This is a genomic window from Streptomyces sp. NPDC001100 (assembly GCF_053598575.1).
Window position 1 is genome coordinate 205,535 of record NZ_JBSFKO010000005.1, and the last position, 13,936, is coordinate 219,470.

Annotated in this window: 15 protein-coding genes; 12 read left to right on the forward strand and 3 right to left on the reverse strand. The window is 69.3% G+C overall.

Annotated elements, in window-relative coordinates; genetic code table 11:
• Positions 1–94: 94 nt before the first annotated feature.
• From rpsA to ACWDEW_RS09225, 5 genes are all read left to right on the forward strand, one after another.
• Positions 95–1,597 (forward strand): 30S ribosomal protein S1, encoded by a 1,503-nt coding sequence (gene rpsA / locus ACWDEW_RS09205; protein ID WP_019067645.1) that lies wholly within the window; start codon positions 95–97, stop codon positions 1,595–1,597.
• 236 nt (positions 1,598–1,833) lie between these two features.
• Positions 1,834–3,360, forward strand: coding sequence for a flavin monoamine oxidase family protein (locus ACWDEW_RS09210; protein ID WP_450511390.1), 1,527 nt, complete (start codon positions 1,834–1,836; stop codon positions 3,358–3,360).
• Positions 3,361–3,495: 135 nt separating this feature from the next.
• Positions 3,496–4,434: a PAC2 family protein gene (locus tag ACWDEW_RS09215; protein ID WP_450511060.1), complete on the forward strand. Its 939-nt coding sequence runs from the start codon at positions 3,496–3,498 to the stop codon at positions 4,432–4,434.
• A gap of 64 nt (positions 4,435–4,498) precedes the next feature.
• Complete coding sequence (coaE, locus tag ACWDEW_RS09220) at positions 4,499–5,119, forward strand: dephospho-CoA kinase (protein WP_450511062.1); 621 nt, start codon at positions 4,499–4,501, stop codon at positions 5,117–5,119.
• 50 nt (positions 5,120–5,169) lie between these two features.
• Positions 5,170–5,550 (forward strand): tetratricopeptide repeat protein, encoded by a 381-nt coding sequence (locus ACWDEW_RS09225; RefSeq protein ID WP_450511064.1) that lies wholly within the window; start codon positions 5,170–5,172, stop codon positions 5,548–5,550.
• An 18-nt stretch (positions 5,551–5,568) separates the two neighbouring features.
• Here the strand turns inward: ACWDEW_RS09225 and ACWDEW_RS09230 are convergent, their stop codons facing one another.
• Positions 5,569–5,835 (reverse strand): DUF6343 family protein, encoded by a 267-nt coding sequence (locus ACWDEW_RS09230; protein ID WP_403655179.1) that lies wholly within the window; start codon positions 5,833–5,835, stop codon positions 5,569–5,571.
• An 85-nt stretch (positions 5,836–5,920) separates the two neighbouring features.
• Between ACWDEW_RS09230 and ACWDEW_RS09235 the strand changes: the two genes are divergently transcribed.
• From ACWDEW_RS09235 to ACWDEW_RS09245, 3 genes are all read left to right on the forward strand, one after another.
• Positions 5,921–6,835 (forward strand): acyltransferase domain-containing protein, encoded by a 915-nt coding sequence (locus ACWDEW_RS09235; RefSeq protein WP_450511067.1) that lies wholly within the window; start codon positions 5,921–5,923, stop codon positions 6,833–6,835.
• A 153-nt stretch (positions 6,836–6,988) separates the two neighbouring features.
• Positions 6,989–7,669 carry a class I SAM-dependent methyltransferase gene (locus tag ACWDEW_RS09240; RefSeq protein ID WP_450511069.1) on the forward strand — a complete coding sequence of 227 codons (681 nt, stop codon included), beginning with the start codon at positions 6,989–6,991 and terminating at the stop codon, positions 7,667–7,669.
• A 121-nt stretch (positions 7,670–7,790) separates the two neighbouring features.
• On the forward strand, positions 7,791–8,249 hold the full coding sequence (locus ACWDEW_RS09245) for a DoxX family protein (protein ID WP_450511071.1): 459 nt from the start codon (positions 7,791–7,793) through the stop codon (positions 8,247–8,249).
• 54 nt (positions 8,250–8,303) lie between these two features.
• Here ACWDEW_RS09245 and ACWDEW_RS09250 read toward each other — a convergent pair whose 3' ends face one another.
• Positions 8,304–8,855 (reverse strand): RNA-binding S4 domain-containing protein, encoded by a 552-nt coding sequence (locus ACWDEW_RS09250; RefSeq protein ID WP_450511072.1) that lies wholly within the window; start codon positions 8,853–8,855, stop codon positions 8,304–8,306.
• 143 nt (positions 8,856–8,998) lie between these two features.
• Here ACWDEW_RS09250 and ACWDEW_RS09255 point away from each other — a divergent pair, with 143 nt between their 5' ends.
• Both ACWDEW_RS09255 and pip read left to right on the forward strand, forming a co-directional pair.
• Positions 8,999–9,691, forward strand: a complete 693-nt coding sequence (locus ACWDEW_RS09255; protein WP_450511074.1) for a uracil-DNA glycosylase — start codon at positions 8,999–9,001, stop codon at positions 9,689–9,691.
• Positions 9,692–9,731: 40 nt separating this feature from the next.
• Positions 9,732–10,694 carry a prolyl aminopeptidase gene (gene pip / locus ACWDEW_RS09260; protein ID WP_450511076.1) on the forward strand — a complete coding sequence of 321 codons (963 nt, stop codon included), beginning with the start codon at positions 9,732–9,734 and terminating at the stop codon, positions 10,692–10,694.
• Between the two features lie 13 nt (positions 10,695–10,707).
• On the opposite strand, the gene ACWDEW_RS09265 is transcribed toward pip, so the two are convergent.
• A complete protein-coding gene (locus tag ACWDEW_RS09265) occupies positions 10,708–11,373 on the reverse strand; it encodes a GntR family transcriptional regulator (protein ID WP_450511078.1) in 666 nt (221 codons plus the stop codon).
• Positions 11,374–11,580: 207 nt separating this feature from the next.
• Between ACWDEW_RS09265 and ACWDEW_RS09270 the strand changes: the two genes are divergently transcribed.
• Both ACWDEW_RS09270 and ACWDEW_RS09275 read left to right on the forward strand, forming a co-directional pair.
• Positions 11,581–13,053, forward strand: a complete 1,473-nt coding sequence (locus ACWDEW_RS09270) for an NCS1 family nucleobase:cation symporter-1 (RefSeq protein WP_450511080.1) — start codon at positions 11,581–11,583, stop codon at positions 13,051–13,053.
• Between the two features lie 5 nt (positions 13,054–13,058).
• Positions 13,059–13,781, forward strand: coding sequence for an aspartate/glutamate racemase family protein (locus ACWDEW_RS09275; protein ID WP_431249868.1), 723 nt, complete (start codon positions 13,059–13,061; stop codon positions 13,779–13,781).
• Positions 13,782–13,936: the final 155 nt, after the last annotated feature.

Here is a 13,936-nt window from a genome sequence, read left to right on the forward strand (position 1 = left end):
TTGGCTGTCCGGCCTTCTGCAGAGCGAAGCGAAAAAGGCTCTCGGCGTGAGCAGTACCTACGACTTCAATGTCCGTACCGGAGCCCTTTCCCACATGACGAGCAGCACCGAGACCACCGCCACCACCCCGCAGGTAGCGGTCAACGACATCGGTAACGAGGAAGCCTTCCTCGCCGCGATCGACGAGACGATCAAGTACTTCAACGACGGCGACATCGTCGACGGCGTCATCGTGAAGGTCGACCGGGACGAGGTCCTGCTCGACATCGGTTACAAGACCGAAGGTGTCATCCCGAGCCGCGAGCTCTCGATCAAGCACGACGTCGACCCGAACGAGGTCGTCAAGGTCGGCGACGAGATCGAAGCCCTTGTTCTCCAGAAGGAGGACAAGGAAGGCCGCCTGATCCTCTCGAAGAAGCGCGCCCAGTACGAGCGCGCCTGGGGCACCATCGAGAAGATCAAGGAAGAGGACGGCATCGTCACCGGTACCGTCATCGAGGTCGTCAAGGGTGGTCTCATCCTCGACATCGGCCTCCGTGGCTTCCTGCCGGCTTCTCTCGTCGAGATGCGCCGTGTCCGCGACCTCCAGCCCTACGTGGGCAAGGAGCTCGAGGCCAAGATCATCGAGCTGGACAAGAACCGCAACAACGTGGTCCTGTCCCGCCGTGCCTGGCTGGAGCAGACCCAGTCCGAGGTCCGCCAGACCTTCCTCACGACCCTCCAGAAGGGTCAGGTCCGCTCCGGCGTGGTCTCCTCGATCGTCAACTTCGGTGCCTTCGTGGACCTGGGTGGCGTCGACGGTCTGGTCCACGTCTCCGAGCTGTCCTGGAAGCACATCGACCACCCCTCCGAGGTTGTCGAGGTCGGCCAGGAAGTCACCGTCGAGGTCCTCGACGTCGACATGGACCGCGAGCGCGTCTCCCTGTCGCTGAAGGCGACCCAGGAAGACCCGTGGCAGCAGTTCGCCCGCACCCACCAGATCGGCCAGGTCGTGCCCGGCAAGGTCACGAAGCTGGTTCCGTTCGGTGCGTTCGTCCGCGTGGACGAGGGCATCGAGGGTCTGGTGCACATCTCCGAGCTGGCCGAGCGCCACGTGGAGATCCCGGAGCAGGTCGTCCAGGTCAACGACGAGATCTTCGTCAAGGTCATCGACATCGACCTCGAGCGTCGCCGGATCTCGCTGTCCCTGAAGCAGGCCAACGAGTCCTTCGGTGCCGACCCGGCCTCGGTCGAGTTCGACCCGACGCTCTACGGCATGGCCGCGTCGTACGACGACCAGGGCAACTACATCTACCCCGAGGGCTTCGACCCCGAGACCAACGACTGGCTCGAGGGCTACGAGACCCAGCGGGAGGCGTGGGAGCACCAGTACGCCGAGGCGCAGCAGCGCTTCGAGCAGCACCAGGCGCAGGTCATCAAGTCCCGCGAGGCCGACGCCCAGGCGGCGGCCGAGGGCGTCGACACCCCGGGTGCGGCTCCGGCCGCCGCCGGTGGTGGCGGTTCGTACTCCTCCGAGGGTGCGGACACCTCCGGCGCGCTGGCGTCGGACGAGGCGCTCGCTGCGCTGCGTGAGAAGCTGGCCGGCGGCCAGAGCTGATCACCTGAGCAGTAGCTCTTGAACTGAGGGGCCACACCTTTCGAGGTGCGGCCCCTCAGCCGTTTCCCCGGCCCTGCAGAAACATGTGAGATACATCAGTAACTGCCGTGCCGTAACCGGCCGTTGGCACGCTTCCCCGGTCATTCATGATCGGAGAGGGGAGCCGCACCATGGCAAGCAACCAGAGCCGACGTGCTTTTCTGCGGAACGTGGGCCTCACCGGTGGCGCGGGCACCATGTTCGCCACCATGGGGGCCCTCGGGCTCGCCCCCACCGCGCAGGCCGCCCAGCGGGAGCAGCCCTTCCGCGCCCTGAACGCGAGCGACTTCACGCTCACCGGGCGCGGCGCGGCCAAGGTGGTCGTCGTCGGCGGCGGCATCGCCGGACTGGCCACGGCGTACGAACTGGGCAAGGCCGGCTACGACTGTACGATCCTGGAGGCCAGGGACCGTACGGGAGGCCGCAACTTCACCGTCCGCGGCGGCGACACGACGACCGACCTCTACGGCAACCGGCAGACCGCCCGCTTCGCCGAGGGGCACTACATGAACTGCGGTCCCGCGCGGATCCCGCAGTGGATGATCACCCTCGACTACTGCCGTGAACTCGGCGTCCCCATCCAGGTGTTCACCAACGTCAACGCGGACGCGTACATCTACAACGAGTCCGCCGGCATGACCAAGCCCGAGCGCTACCGCACCGCCAAGGCCGATGTCTACGGCTACGTCTCGGAGTTGCTCGCCAAGGCCACCGACAAGGGCGCCCTGGACAAGGAGTTGACCGCCACCGACCAGGAGCGGCTGGTCGAGTTCCTGAAGGACTGGGGAGAGCTGGGCGACACGCTGAAGTACACGGGCGGTGAGCGGCGCGGGTACACGACCGTACCGGCCGCCGCGGGCACCCCCGGTGTGCTGCTCGGCGACGTCCCCACCGCCTCCGAGGTCCTCGCCAGCGGTGTCGGCCGCTACTTCTCCTTCGAATTCGGCTTCGACCAGGCCATGTTGATGTTCCAGCCGGTCGGCGGCATGGACCAGATACCGAAGGCGCTGACCCGGGCGATCGGCGCACATCGCATCCGCACCGGAGCGGTCGTCTCGAAAATCACCGACAAGGGGAGCGGTGTTTCGGTCACCTACACCCAGGGAGGCCGTACGAAGATGGTCGAGGCCGACTACTGCGTCGGCGCCCTGCCGCCCAACATCCTCGCCAAGATCCCGCACAACCTCGGAGCCGGCGTCCAGAGCGCCCTGGAGGCGATCACCCCGTCGTCCGCCGCCAAGATCGGCCTGGAGTACAAGTCCCGCTGGTGGGAACTCGATCACCGGATCTACGGCGGCATCACCGAGACCGACCAGGACGTCACCCACATCTGGCACCCTTCGTACGGCTTCCATGGTGAGCGGGGCGTCCTCATCGGGTACTACAACTACGACGACGACGCGGACTCGTACGCGAAGCTCACCCCGAAGGGGCGTGAGGAGCGGGCGGTGGCCGCGGGCGTGAAGATCTACGGGGAGAAGTACCGCAGCGAACTGGCGTCGTCGTTCTCCCACCACTGGCGTCAGACGCCCCACCTGGAGGCCGCGTGGCACGACACCCCGGGCGGCCCCGACGACGTCCGCTACAAGCCGCTCAACGAACCCACGGGACGCGTCTACTTCGCCGGCGACTGGCTCAGCTACACCGACGCCTGGCAGCACGGCGCGTTCTCCTCCGCCCGCAAGGCCGTGACCGCGCTCCACGCGCGCGTGCTGTCCACGTGACGTGGACGCCCTCCTGGTGACACAGGGGAGCGGCGCATGAAAAGCCCGTAAGAGGTGCCTGATCAGGGGCATGGGCGGGAATGCCCATGCCCTGGAGGGCGTTGTGCAGTACGAACACGAGGAGGAGCGGTCACAGTGCTTGATCCGCAGGGTTTGTACGCATGGGAGCCGAAGGGCCTGGCCGTCGTCGACATGGCGCTCGCACAGGAGTCGGCCGGTCTTGTCATGCTCTACCACTTCGACGGATACATCGACGCGGGCGAGACGGGCGACCAGATCGTCGAACGGCTGCTCGACACTCTGCCCCACCAGGTCGTGGCCAGATTCGACCACGACCGGCTCGTGGACTACCGCGCCCGCCGTCCGCTGCTCACTTTCAAGCGCGACCGGTGGACCGACTACGAGGAGCCCACCCTCGACGTACGGCTGGTCCAGGACGCCACCGGAGCGCCCTTCCTGCTGCTGTCGGGCCCCGAGCCGGACGTGGAGTGGGAGCGCTTCGCCCTGGCCGTCCAGCAGATCGTGGAGCGCCTCGGTGTCCGTCTGTCCGTGAACTTCCACGGCATCCCCATGGGCGTCCCGCACACCCGCCCGGTGGGCCTGACCCCGCACGGCAACCGCACGGACCTCGTCCCGGGCCACCGCAGCCCCTTCGAAGAGGCGCAGGTCCCCGGCAGCGCCGAGGCGCTCGTCGAGTACCGCCTCATGGAGGCGGGCCACGACGTCCTGGGCGTCGCCGCGCACGTCCCGCACTACATCGCCCGCTCCCCGTACCCGGACGCGGCCCTGACCGTCCTGGAGGGCATCACGGCGGGCACCGGACTGGTCCTCCCCGGCATCGCGCACTCCCTGCGCACCGAGGCCCACCGCACCCAGACCGAGATCGACCGCCAGATCCAGGAGGGCGACGAGGAACTCGTGGCGCTCGTCCAGGGTCTTGAGCACCAGTACGACGCCGCCGCGGGCGCCGAGAGCCGGGGCAACATGCTCGCCGAGCCGGTCGAGATCCCGTCGGCGGACGAGATCGGGCAGGAGTTCGAGCGCTTCCTTGCGGAGCGCGAGGGCGACAGCTGACGGACATGTCGGCGGTCGCCGGTTGCCGGGTGGCCTGTCAGTGACAGGCCGTAGGCTTCTGTCCATGCTGAAGGTCGGCCTCACCGGGGGCATCGGTGCCGGTAAGAGTGAAGTGTCGCGGCTGCTGGTCGGGCACGGTGCCGTGCTGATCGACGCCGACCGCATCGCGCGCGAGGTCGTGGCGCCCGGAACTCCCGGGCTCGCGGCGGTCGTCGAGGCCTTCGGCGAGGACGTGCTCGGCCCGGACGGCGGCCTGGACCGGCCGAAGCTGGGCTCCATCGTCTTCACCGACCCCGAGAAGCTGGCCGTCCTCAACTCGATCGTCCACCCCTTGGTCGGCAGACGCTCCCGCGAGCTCGAAACCGCCGCGGCCGACGACGCGGTGGTGATCCACGACGTTCCCCTCCTCGCCGAGAACGCCCTGGCCGCGCTGTACGACCTCGTGATCGTCGTCGACGCGAGCCCCGAGACACAGCTCGACCGGCTGGTACGGCTGCGCGGCATGACCGAGGAGGACGCCCGCGCGCGTATGGCCGCCCAGGCGACGCGCGAGAAGCGGCTCGCCATCGCGGACATCGTCATCGACAACGACGTACCCCTGGAGGCGCTGGAGCGGCGCGTACGGGACGTATGGGCCGAACTCGTGCGCAGGGCGCACGCGCCCCAGCAGCCACCCCAGGAATAGCGGCCTTTCCATCGGGCGTTGAAACGTGCGAGCGAGGGAAGGAATTCGCCGTGCCCGAGAACAGCGGAACGACCGGACGTACTCCGGAGACGCATGTCATCGACTTCCGTGCCGCCGAGCAGCTGCTCGGCGCACGGGACCCGCGGGGCGCGGTGAAGCTGCTCGACAACGTCATCGACGCGCACCCCGAGAACACCGCCGCCCGCCTGCTGCGCGCGCGTGCCTTCTTCGCCGCCGCGCAACTGCGCCCCGCCGAGCTGGAGTTCACCATCGTCCTGGAGCGAGAGCCGGACAACGCGTTCGCGCACTTCGCGCTCGCCCGTACCTATGAGCGGCAGGGACGCGCCGCCCAGGCCAAACGCCACTTCCGGCTGGCCGCCGCGCTCGATCCCCAGCCGCAGTACCTGAAGGCTGCCCGGTTCGACGGGTAGGCCCCGCGCGCGAGCCGGTCAGGGATGGCGGTGTTCCGGCGGCCGGTACGGCGGGACGTCGGGGCCCGGCTGGTAGTGCGGGCCCTGGCGCATATGTCTGAGGATCATGGTCATGTCGATCGTGACGACCAGCCACAGCACCCCGCAGGCCGCCGCCCAGCCGGGGCGCCCGGCGAGCGCGAACGCCGCCGTGCCGAAGATCGTCCAGACCAGCCCCCACACGCTCAGCCAGAACCGCGCCCGCAGCGGACTCCGCGCGGTCGTCGGCTCACTGCCCGTACGCATCAGGATCACTACTCCTTCTTGAAACGTACTCTTCGGGTCGGACGTTCTCCACAGGTAGGAGACCCGACGGGAGGGGAAACGCACTGTGCTGCCGGACGCCGAGGAACTGCCCGAGATCCTGCTCGACCTCGCCGTACCCCACGAGGACATCAACGAACTGGTCCGACTGCGCCGGGTGCTGGCCCGGAACTCCGACGCGATGCGGCTCCTGGAGGAGTGCGTCGAGGCGCTGGTGAAGGAGATCGGGGAGCACGGCCACTGGCCCCGGCTCACCGAGCTGCTCCTGGCCCGGCTGCCCGAGGCGCCGCCCGAGATCGGTTCCTACTTCTCCGTGTACGTGTTCGTCGCCGCGCTGCCCGCCACGCGCGCGTACCACCGCGAACGGGGCATCCCCGCAGACGTCTCCCGGCACACCCTCGCCGACCTGGGACGCAACATCGCGGTCAACCACAAACGGTACGGCGGGGGAGGCGTGCCGATCCCGCAGTGGCTCGTCCCGCACTTCCGCGGCGAGCTGTACCAACTGGGGCGGCTGCAGTACGAACGGGCGCGGCTCGGAGAGCGCACCGCGCGGGGGCTCGCGGCGGCCGGACTCGACGTCGAGCCGGGGACACCCTGCCTGAACCTGCACATCCCCGACTTCCAGGGGCCGCTCTCGCCGGCCGCCTGCGACCGCTCGCTCGACCTGGCCCGCCCCTTCTTCGCCCGGCACTTCCCCGAGGAACGCCACGCGGTCGCGGTCTGCCACTCCTGGCTGCTGGACCGGCAGTTGAAGCAACACCTCCCGGCCGACTCGAACATCGTCCACTTCCAGGAACGGTTCCGGGTGGCCTACGACGACACGGAGCCGGCCGACGGCGATCCCGTCCAGTTCGTCTTCGGCAACTCCGGTCTGCCGGTGGCGACGCTGCCTCGGCGTACGTCCGTGGAGCGGGTCGTCGGCGATCATCTGCGGGCGGGCGGGCACTGGTATCTCGGGCACGGCTGGTTCCCGCTCTGAGCCCGGGCCGCCAACCGGATCCGGAGGGTTCTGTTTCAACGGCTGCCGCCCCAACGGTTGCCTCTCCAAAGGGAATTGACTCGTACGGGTGAACCAGTGCGAGTCGGGAACGGGCGTGCGGGCACGGGCCGTTGGGCGGGCATGCGAATCGAAATGCGTGAGGGGTACGAGGGGACAGGACCCGGGGCGATCACCCCGGACGGCTGCGCGGTGGAGCTGTACTCACGGCTGCCCGTGGGAGCGGAGCCGGACATCATCGTGACGGCCGTACCGGCGGGCGCGCGCATTCTGGAGCTGGGCAGCGGGGTGGGACGGGTGACCCGTCCCCTCCTGGAGCGCGGATTCGAGGTCACGGCGGTCGACGAGTCCGCCGAGATGCTGGAGCGGGTCCGGGGCACACGCACGATATGCAGTCCGATCGAGAACCTCGACCTGGGCGAGACCTTCGACGTCGTAATGCTGGCGTCGTTCCTGGTGCACGCCTGGGACGAGGAAGTGCGGCGCAGACTGCTGCGCACCTGTGTACGGCACGTCGCGGCGGGCGGCTGTGTGCTGATCCAGCGGGAGGGCGAGGACTACCACTCGAACGTGCCACGCGAGCGGGTCGACCCCAGTGGCTTCACCGCGCGGATCGTGTCGGCGGAACCGGTCGGGGACGGGGCCAACTCGGTGCGCGCGGAGTATGTGTTCCCCGACGCGGTCTGGACCCAGACGTTCCGGTCCCGGCCGTTGACGAAGGACCAGTTCGAGGAGGCGCTCGCGGAGGCGGGACTCAAGGTGGACAGCTATCTGACACCGGACCGGGTGTGGGTGCGGGCGGTGCCGATGGGCTGACGGACGGACGCTCGGACGTATGGACGGATGGGGAAGTCCCGTACGGCAGCGATGAGTTCTCCGGTGGAGGCCGGTCTACCTCTGTGACAGCAACACGGACCGCTTCCCTCAGGAGAACCCCATGTCCCAGACCGTTGCCTCCGCCTCTGCCTCTCCGGTCGCGTCCGCGAGCGCCCGAGGTCGCCGAGCCCGGATCGCGCTGCGTGGCTTGCAGGTGCTGCTGGCCCTGTTCTACGGCATCGCGAGCGCGCTGCCCAAGCTGATCGCGCACCCGTCGGCCGTGGAGTCCTTCGACCGGATCGGATGGGGGAGTGGGGCCATGTACACCATCGGCGCGCTCGAACTGTCCGGGGCCGTCGCCCTGTTGGTCCCGCTGCTGCAGTCGGTGGCGGCGACGGCGCTCAGCGCGCTGATGGTGGGTGCCTTCGTCGTGCAGCTGACCGCGTTCCACGGTCAGAACGCGGCGACACCGCTGATCCTGATCATCCCGCTGGGCCTGATCGCCTGGGCACGGCGAGGGCAGAACGCGGAGCTGCTGCGGCTGCTCCGCCTCCTGCGACCGCTGCGACGACGGATGTGATCCGAGCGCAGGGCGACGGTGGCATCCGGTGGGCCCAGGGGGCCGGACCGGATGTCACCGTTGCGTGCCCCGGTGTGCGCCGCGATGTGTGTCGCGGTGCGCGTCGGGACCGGTGCCGGGGTTGGGCAGATCGCGCAGCCGTTCCAGCTCGCGGCGGTCGCGCTTGGTGGGGCGGCCGGTGCCGCGGTCGCGGATACCGGCCGGTGCCACGGTCTCGCGGGGCGGGGGCGGCGGGGAGTTGTCCACATAACACTCGGCGGCGACGGGAGCGCCGACCCGCTTGCGGATGACGCGCTTCACGACGACGACCCGTTCCCGGCCCTCGTGGCGCAGCCGCACCTCGTCGCCGACGCGGACGGAGTGCGCGGGCTTCACCCGCTCGCCGTTGACACGGACGTGGCCGCCCTTGCAGGCCGCGGCGCCCATGGAGCGGGTCTTGACCAGACGGACGGACCAGATCCAGCTGTCGACGCGGACACTCTCGCCGTTCGAGGGACCGGCGGCGACGGCGGCGGCCACGGCATCGCCCCGCGGTTCGGGTGCAGGGCGACGGTCGTCGGTCTCGTCGCTCACGTCGTCGCTCTCGTGCACGCCCTCGGAAGCCATGCCGCGATTTTAGTCCCCGGGGGACAGCGGGCAGTGGCAGTCGCCGACGCTGCCGGGCAGCGTGATCCGCGGCTGCCCGGTGCTCGGCACCCGGTTCGCACCGGAGCCCGTGCGGTGATCGCCGGAGCCCGTACGGTGAGGGGATGAACCTGTCCGACCTCGATCGCGGGATCACCGGCTGCCGGGCCTGTCCCCGGCTGGTCGCCTGGCGCGAGGAGGTCGCCCGCACCAAACGCGCGGCCTTCGCCGACTGGACGTACTGGGGCCGCCCGGTACCCGGCTTCGGTCCCGCCGACGCACCCCTGCTGATCATCGGCCTCGCTCCGGCCGCGCACGGCGCGAACCGGACCGGCCGCATGTTCACGGGCGATCGCTCCGGGGACGTACTGTACGAGGCCCTCTACGACGTGGGTCTCGCCTCGCAGCCGACCGCCGTGAGTGCCGACGACGGCCTGGAGCTGTACGGCGTGCGCATCACCTCGCCGGTGCGCTGCGCACCGCCCGCCAACAAGCCCACCCCCGAGGAGCGGGACACCTGCCGCTCCTGGCTCGTCGAGGAACTGACGCTGCTGCGGCCGACGTTGAAGGCCGCGATCGTGCTCGGCGGGTTCGGCTGGCAGGCCGCGTTGCCCGCGTTCGCGGCTGCGGGGTGGGCCGTGCCGAAGCCGCGACCGGCGTTCGGGCACGGGATGCGGGTGGCGCTCGACGGCCTCGACCTCTTCGGCTGCTTCCACGTCAGCCAGCGCAACACCTTCACCGGGAAGCTCACCCCCGCGATGCTGCGGGACGTGCTGCGCACGGCGGCCGGGGCGGCGGGGCTGCCGGTCGCGCGATAACCGGTGGCAGGCCGGTCGCGGCGGGCGTTACGGTCGCCGGATGGGCCTGTATCCGGAGATCGAACCGTACGACCACGGCATGCTCGACGTCGGAGACGGCAACCTCGTCTACTGGGAGACCTGCGGAAACCCGCACGGCAAGCCCGCGGTCGTGCTGCACGGCGGCCCGGGATCGGGCTGTTCGCCTTACCCCCGGCGCTTCTTCGACCCCGCCGCCTACCGGATCGTGCTGCTCGACCAGCGCGGGTGCGGACGCTCCACCCCGCACGCGAGCGCCTACGACACCGACATGAGCGTGAACACGACGGCTCACCTGATCGCCGATCTGGAGCTGCTGCGACGGCACCTGGGGATCGAGCGATGGCTGGTGCGGGGCGCGTCCTGGGGCTCGGTGCTCGGACTGCGGTACGCGCAGACCCATCCCGAAGCGGTGTCGGAGCTGGTGCTGACCTGTGTCGCCACCGGTTCGAACGCCGAAGTGACCTTGCTGACCAGGGGACTTGGGAAACTCTTCCCGGAGGCGTTCGAGCGGTTCCTAGGTGAACTGCCCGCGGGGGAACGCGACGGGAACCTCGCCGCCGCCTACAACCGGCTCATCGAGTCCCCGGACAGGGCGGTGCGGGAGCGGGCGGCTCGCGCGTGGACCGACTGGGAGACGGCGATCATCCCGGCGCCGCCGCGTTCCGAAAAGCGGTACGAGGACCCGGAGTTCAGGATGTGCTTCGCCCGCACCGTCACGCACTACTTCGGCAACGACCACTTTCTCGGCGAGGGCAACGACGAGGGTGTCGTGCTCCGGGACGCGCACCTGCTCAAGGGCATCCCCGGAACCCTGGTTCAGGGCAGCCTCGACCTCGGCAACCTGCTCGGTATCGTCTGGCGGCTTCAACACGCCTGGCCCGAGAGCGAGTTGGTGATCGTGGACGAGGCCGGGCACGACGTGAGTTCGCCCGGTGTCGTGGAGGCACTGGTGGCGGCGACGGACAAGTACGCCCGTCGATAGCCCAGTTGGACGGCTAGTCCGGCTCGTCACCGAAAAGGTGCCGCACCGTGGAGCGGTAGTTCGCCTGGACGTGGCTGAGGGCGTGGGAGCGGGCCCGGTCCGGGTCGCCCGAGGCGATCGCCTCGTACAACTCCTCGTGCTCGGTGAGGAGTTGGGGCCACTCCTCGTTCTGCCGGGTGAGCCAGCGCAGCCGGCCGTCGACCGGTTCCATGACCGAGATCAGCAGGCTGTTGCCGGCCAGGGACAGAATCCGGTCGTGGAAGCGGGTGTTGACGTCGGTGATCGCCTCCGCGTCGTCGGACCTGGTGGCTTCCGCCGCGCTGTCGAGCAACTCCCGTAGTTCGGCGAGTGCTTGAGGAGTGGCGCGGGACGCGGCGAGCCCGGCCGCGTACACCTCCAGCGCCTCGCGCAGCTCGAACAGCTCCTTGACGTCGGTCGGGGTCAGTCGTCGTACGACCGTACGGCGCGCCGACTCGAACAGGACGAAGCCCTCCGCGACCAGGGCCCGGATCGCCTCCCGGACCGGCACCCGCGAGACCCCGAAGCGTTCGGCCAGCTCGCGCTCCACCAGCCGGTCTCCGGGACGGAGGCGACCGGCGATGATGTCCTGTCGCAGGGTCGCCAGGACGCGTTCGCGCACCGCCCCGAGGGGTTCGATCTTCGCTGTCATGGAGCTCATGGGGCCATCTTCGCCGACTCCGGGGGTCTTTTACGGAGCGTTAACAGTGGGGACATCGGCCGGAACGGTTGACGGGGGGACCATGACGGCAGTTTGGTATACCAAAAGACATCGGTAGCCATCCTGCCCACCCTTCTCCCGTCCCTCCGCCCCCGCCTCTCCACCCCCCACCCCTCCCAGCTCCTCCGTCCCCGTCCTGGAGGCCCCGTGTCCCTCGCCGACCGTGCCGAAGCCACCGGCACCCCAGCGTTCGTCCCCGACCCCCGGCTCACCAACGAAGACCTCGCCCCCGCCGACAAGCGCAACTGGAAGGTCTTCGACCTCTTCGCCATGTGGATGTCGGACGTCCACAACCTCGGCAACTACACCTTCGCCGCGGGCCTGCTCGTCCTCGGCATGAACGTCTGGCAGGTCTTCACCTCCCTCCTCGTCGGCTTCGTGCTCATCTACGTCGGCATGAACTGGATGGGGAGGATCGGACAGGCGCACGGCGTCCCGTTCCCGGTCGTCAGCCGCATCAGCTTCGGCGTGTGGGGCGCCAACATCCCGGCCCTCATCCGAGCCGTGATCGCCATCATGTGGTACGGCATCCAGACCTACCTGGCCTCCGTCGCCGTCAATGTGATGCTGCTCGCCGCCTGGCCGGGCCTCGACTCCTGGACTCACCACTCCTTCCTGGGACTTGACGCCCTCGGCTGGGTCTCCTTCGTGTCCCTGTGGCTGATCCAGGCGGTGATCATCAGTCAGGGCATGGAGTCCGTACGGAAGTTCCAGGACTTCTGCGGCCCGGCGATCTGGCTCGTGATGATCGCGCTGGCCATCTGGGTGCTGGCGAAGGCCGGTTGGTCGATCTCGCTCACCTCCACCCCGCACCCGGTCTCGTTCGGCGAGCAGTGGCGCCAGTGGTTCGGAGCGATCGGCCTGATCCTCGCCACCTACGGCACGCTGATGCTCAACTTCTGCGACTTCTCCCGCTTCGCGCCCGACTACAAGACCGTCCGCCGCGGCAACTTCTGGGGCCTGCCCATCAACTCCACGGCCTTCGTGGTCGTTTCGGTGATCGTCACGGCCGGCTCCCTCGAGGTCTGGGGCCAAGCCATCACCGACCCGGCCGAGTTGGTCGCCAAGGTCGGCAACACCTGGGTGATGGTGCTGGGTGCGTTCACGTTTGCCGTCGCCACCATGGGCGTCAACATCGTCGCCAACTTCGTCTCACCGGCGTACGACCTGGCCAACGTCTGGCCGCAGAAGATCACCTTCAGGATCGGCGGCATGATCAGCACGGTCGCCGCACTGGTCGTCACTCCGTGGAACCTCTTCTCGAACCCCACGGTCGTCAACTACTTCCTCGGCGGCCTCGGCGCCTTCCTGGGCCCGCTGTTCGGCGTGATCATGGTCGACTACTACTGGGTGAAGCGCGGCCGTATCGACGTCGACGAACTCTTCGACGCGACCCCCGGCTCCCGCTACTACTACCGCAAGGGCGTCAACCCCAAGGCCCTGTGGGCGTTCCTGCCCTCGGCGGGCGTCGCGGCCGTCCTCGCACTCGTGAAGACGTTCAGCGATGTCGCTCCGTACTCCTGGTTCATCGGCACGGCACTCGGCGCCTGCCTGTACCTGCTGATCTGCCGCTCCGAGCGAGCCGCCGCCGAACCCGCCCTCAAGCCGGTGGAGGTCTGAGCGGAGTGCGCATCGTCGTCACCAACTGCAACACCACGCAGGAGATGACCGAGGAGATCGTACGAGGTGCCCGGGCCGCCGCAGGCCCGGGCACCACCGTGACCGGACTGACCCCCGCGTGGGGACCGGAGTCGGCAGAGGGCTGGCTCGACAGCTACCTCTCGGCGGCGGCCGTCATGGACCTGCTGCGGACATACGACGGCCCGTCCTACGACGCGGTCGTCATGGCCGGTTTCGGGGAGCACGGGCGGGAAGGCGTCCGGGAGTTGGTGGACGTACCGGTCGTCGACATCACCGAGGCGGCCGCCCATCTGGCCTGCCTGCTGGGCCGCCGCTACGGCGTCGTCACCACGCTGGAACGCTCGTGCGGCCAGATCGAGGACAGCCTGGAGTTGGCGGGGGTGGGCCGCAACTGCGCGGCGGTCGTGGGCACGGGGCTCGGCGTCCTGGACCTGGGCGGTGACGAGGCCCGCACGGAGGCGGCGTTCCTCACGGCGGCGGAACGGGCGCGGGCGGCCGGCGCCGAGGTACTGGTGCTGGGCTGCGCCGGGATGACGGGACTGCAGCGGGCGGTGGGGGAGAAGCTGGGGCTGCCGGTCGTGGACGGGGTCGGCGCGGCGGTGAAGCTGGCGGAGTCGCTGGTCGGACTGGGGCTGAGGACGAGCAGGGCGGGGAGTTATGGGAGACCGGTGCCCAAGAGGCGGACCTGGGGTGAAGCGCCCCGATAGGGGCGCGGGGCTGTATCGATTTGTGGCTCCGCCGCGTGGGCGCGACAAGCCACGACGGCGCCGCACCCGCCAATCGACACATGGCGGCACTCCCGACAGCGCATCCATAGGGGTGATCTCGCAGCGACCTGACCGACGCCACGGCGACTCGTTGA

Excerpts from the sequence above, each read along its gene's own strand:
- ACWDEW_RS09245 (WP_450511071.1), top strand. The coding sequence starts at position 7,791 with ATGTCCCAGACCGTTGCCTCCGCCTCTGCCTCTCCGGTCGCGTCCGCG.
- ACWDEW_RS09240 (WP_450511069.1), top strand. The coding sequence starts at position 6,989 with ATGCGTGAGGGGTACGAGGGGACAGGACCCGGGGCGATCACCCCGGAC.
- ACWDEW_RS09255 (WP_450511074.1), top strand. The coding sequence starts at position 8,999 with ATGAACCTGTCCGACCTCGATCGCGGGATCACCGGCTGCCGGGCCTGT.
- ACWDEW_RS09230 (WP_403655179.1), bottom strand. The coding sequence starts at position 5,835 with ATGCGTACGGGCAGTGAGCCGACGACCGCGCGGAGTCCGCTGCGGGCG.
- pip (WP_450511076.1), top strand. The coding sequence starts at position 9,732 with ATGGGCCTGTATCCGGAGATCGAACCGTACGACCACGGCATGCTCGAC.
- ACWDEW_RS09250 (WP_450511072.1), bottom strand. The coding sequence starts at position 8,855 with ATGGCTTCCGAGGGCGTGCACGAGAGCGACGACGTGAGCGACGAGACC.
- ACWDEW_RS09265 (WP_450511078.1), bottom strand. The coding sequence starts at position 11,373 with ATGAGCTCCATGACAGCGAAGATCGAACCCCTCGGGGCGGTGCGCGAA.
- rpsA (WP_019067645.1), top strand. The coding sequence starts at position 95 with ATGACGAGCAGCACCGAGACCACCGCCACCACCCCGCAGGTAGCGGTC.
- coaE (WP_450511062.1), top strand. The coding sequence starts at position 4,499 with ATGCTGAAGGTCGGCCTCACCGGGGGCATCGGTGCCGGTAAGAGTGAA.
- ACWDEW_RS09210 (WP_450511390.1), top strand. The coding sequence starts at position 1,834 with ATGTTCGCCACCATGGGGGCCCTCGGGCTCGCCCCCACCGCGCAGGCC.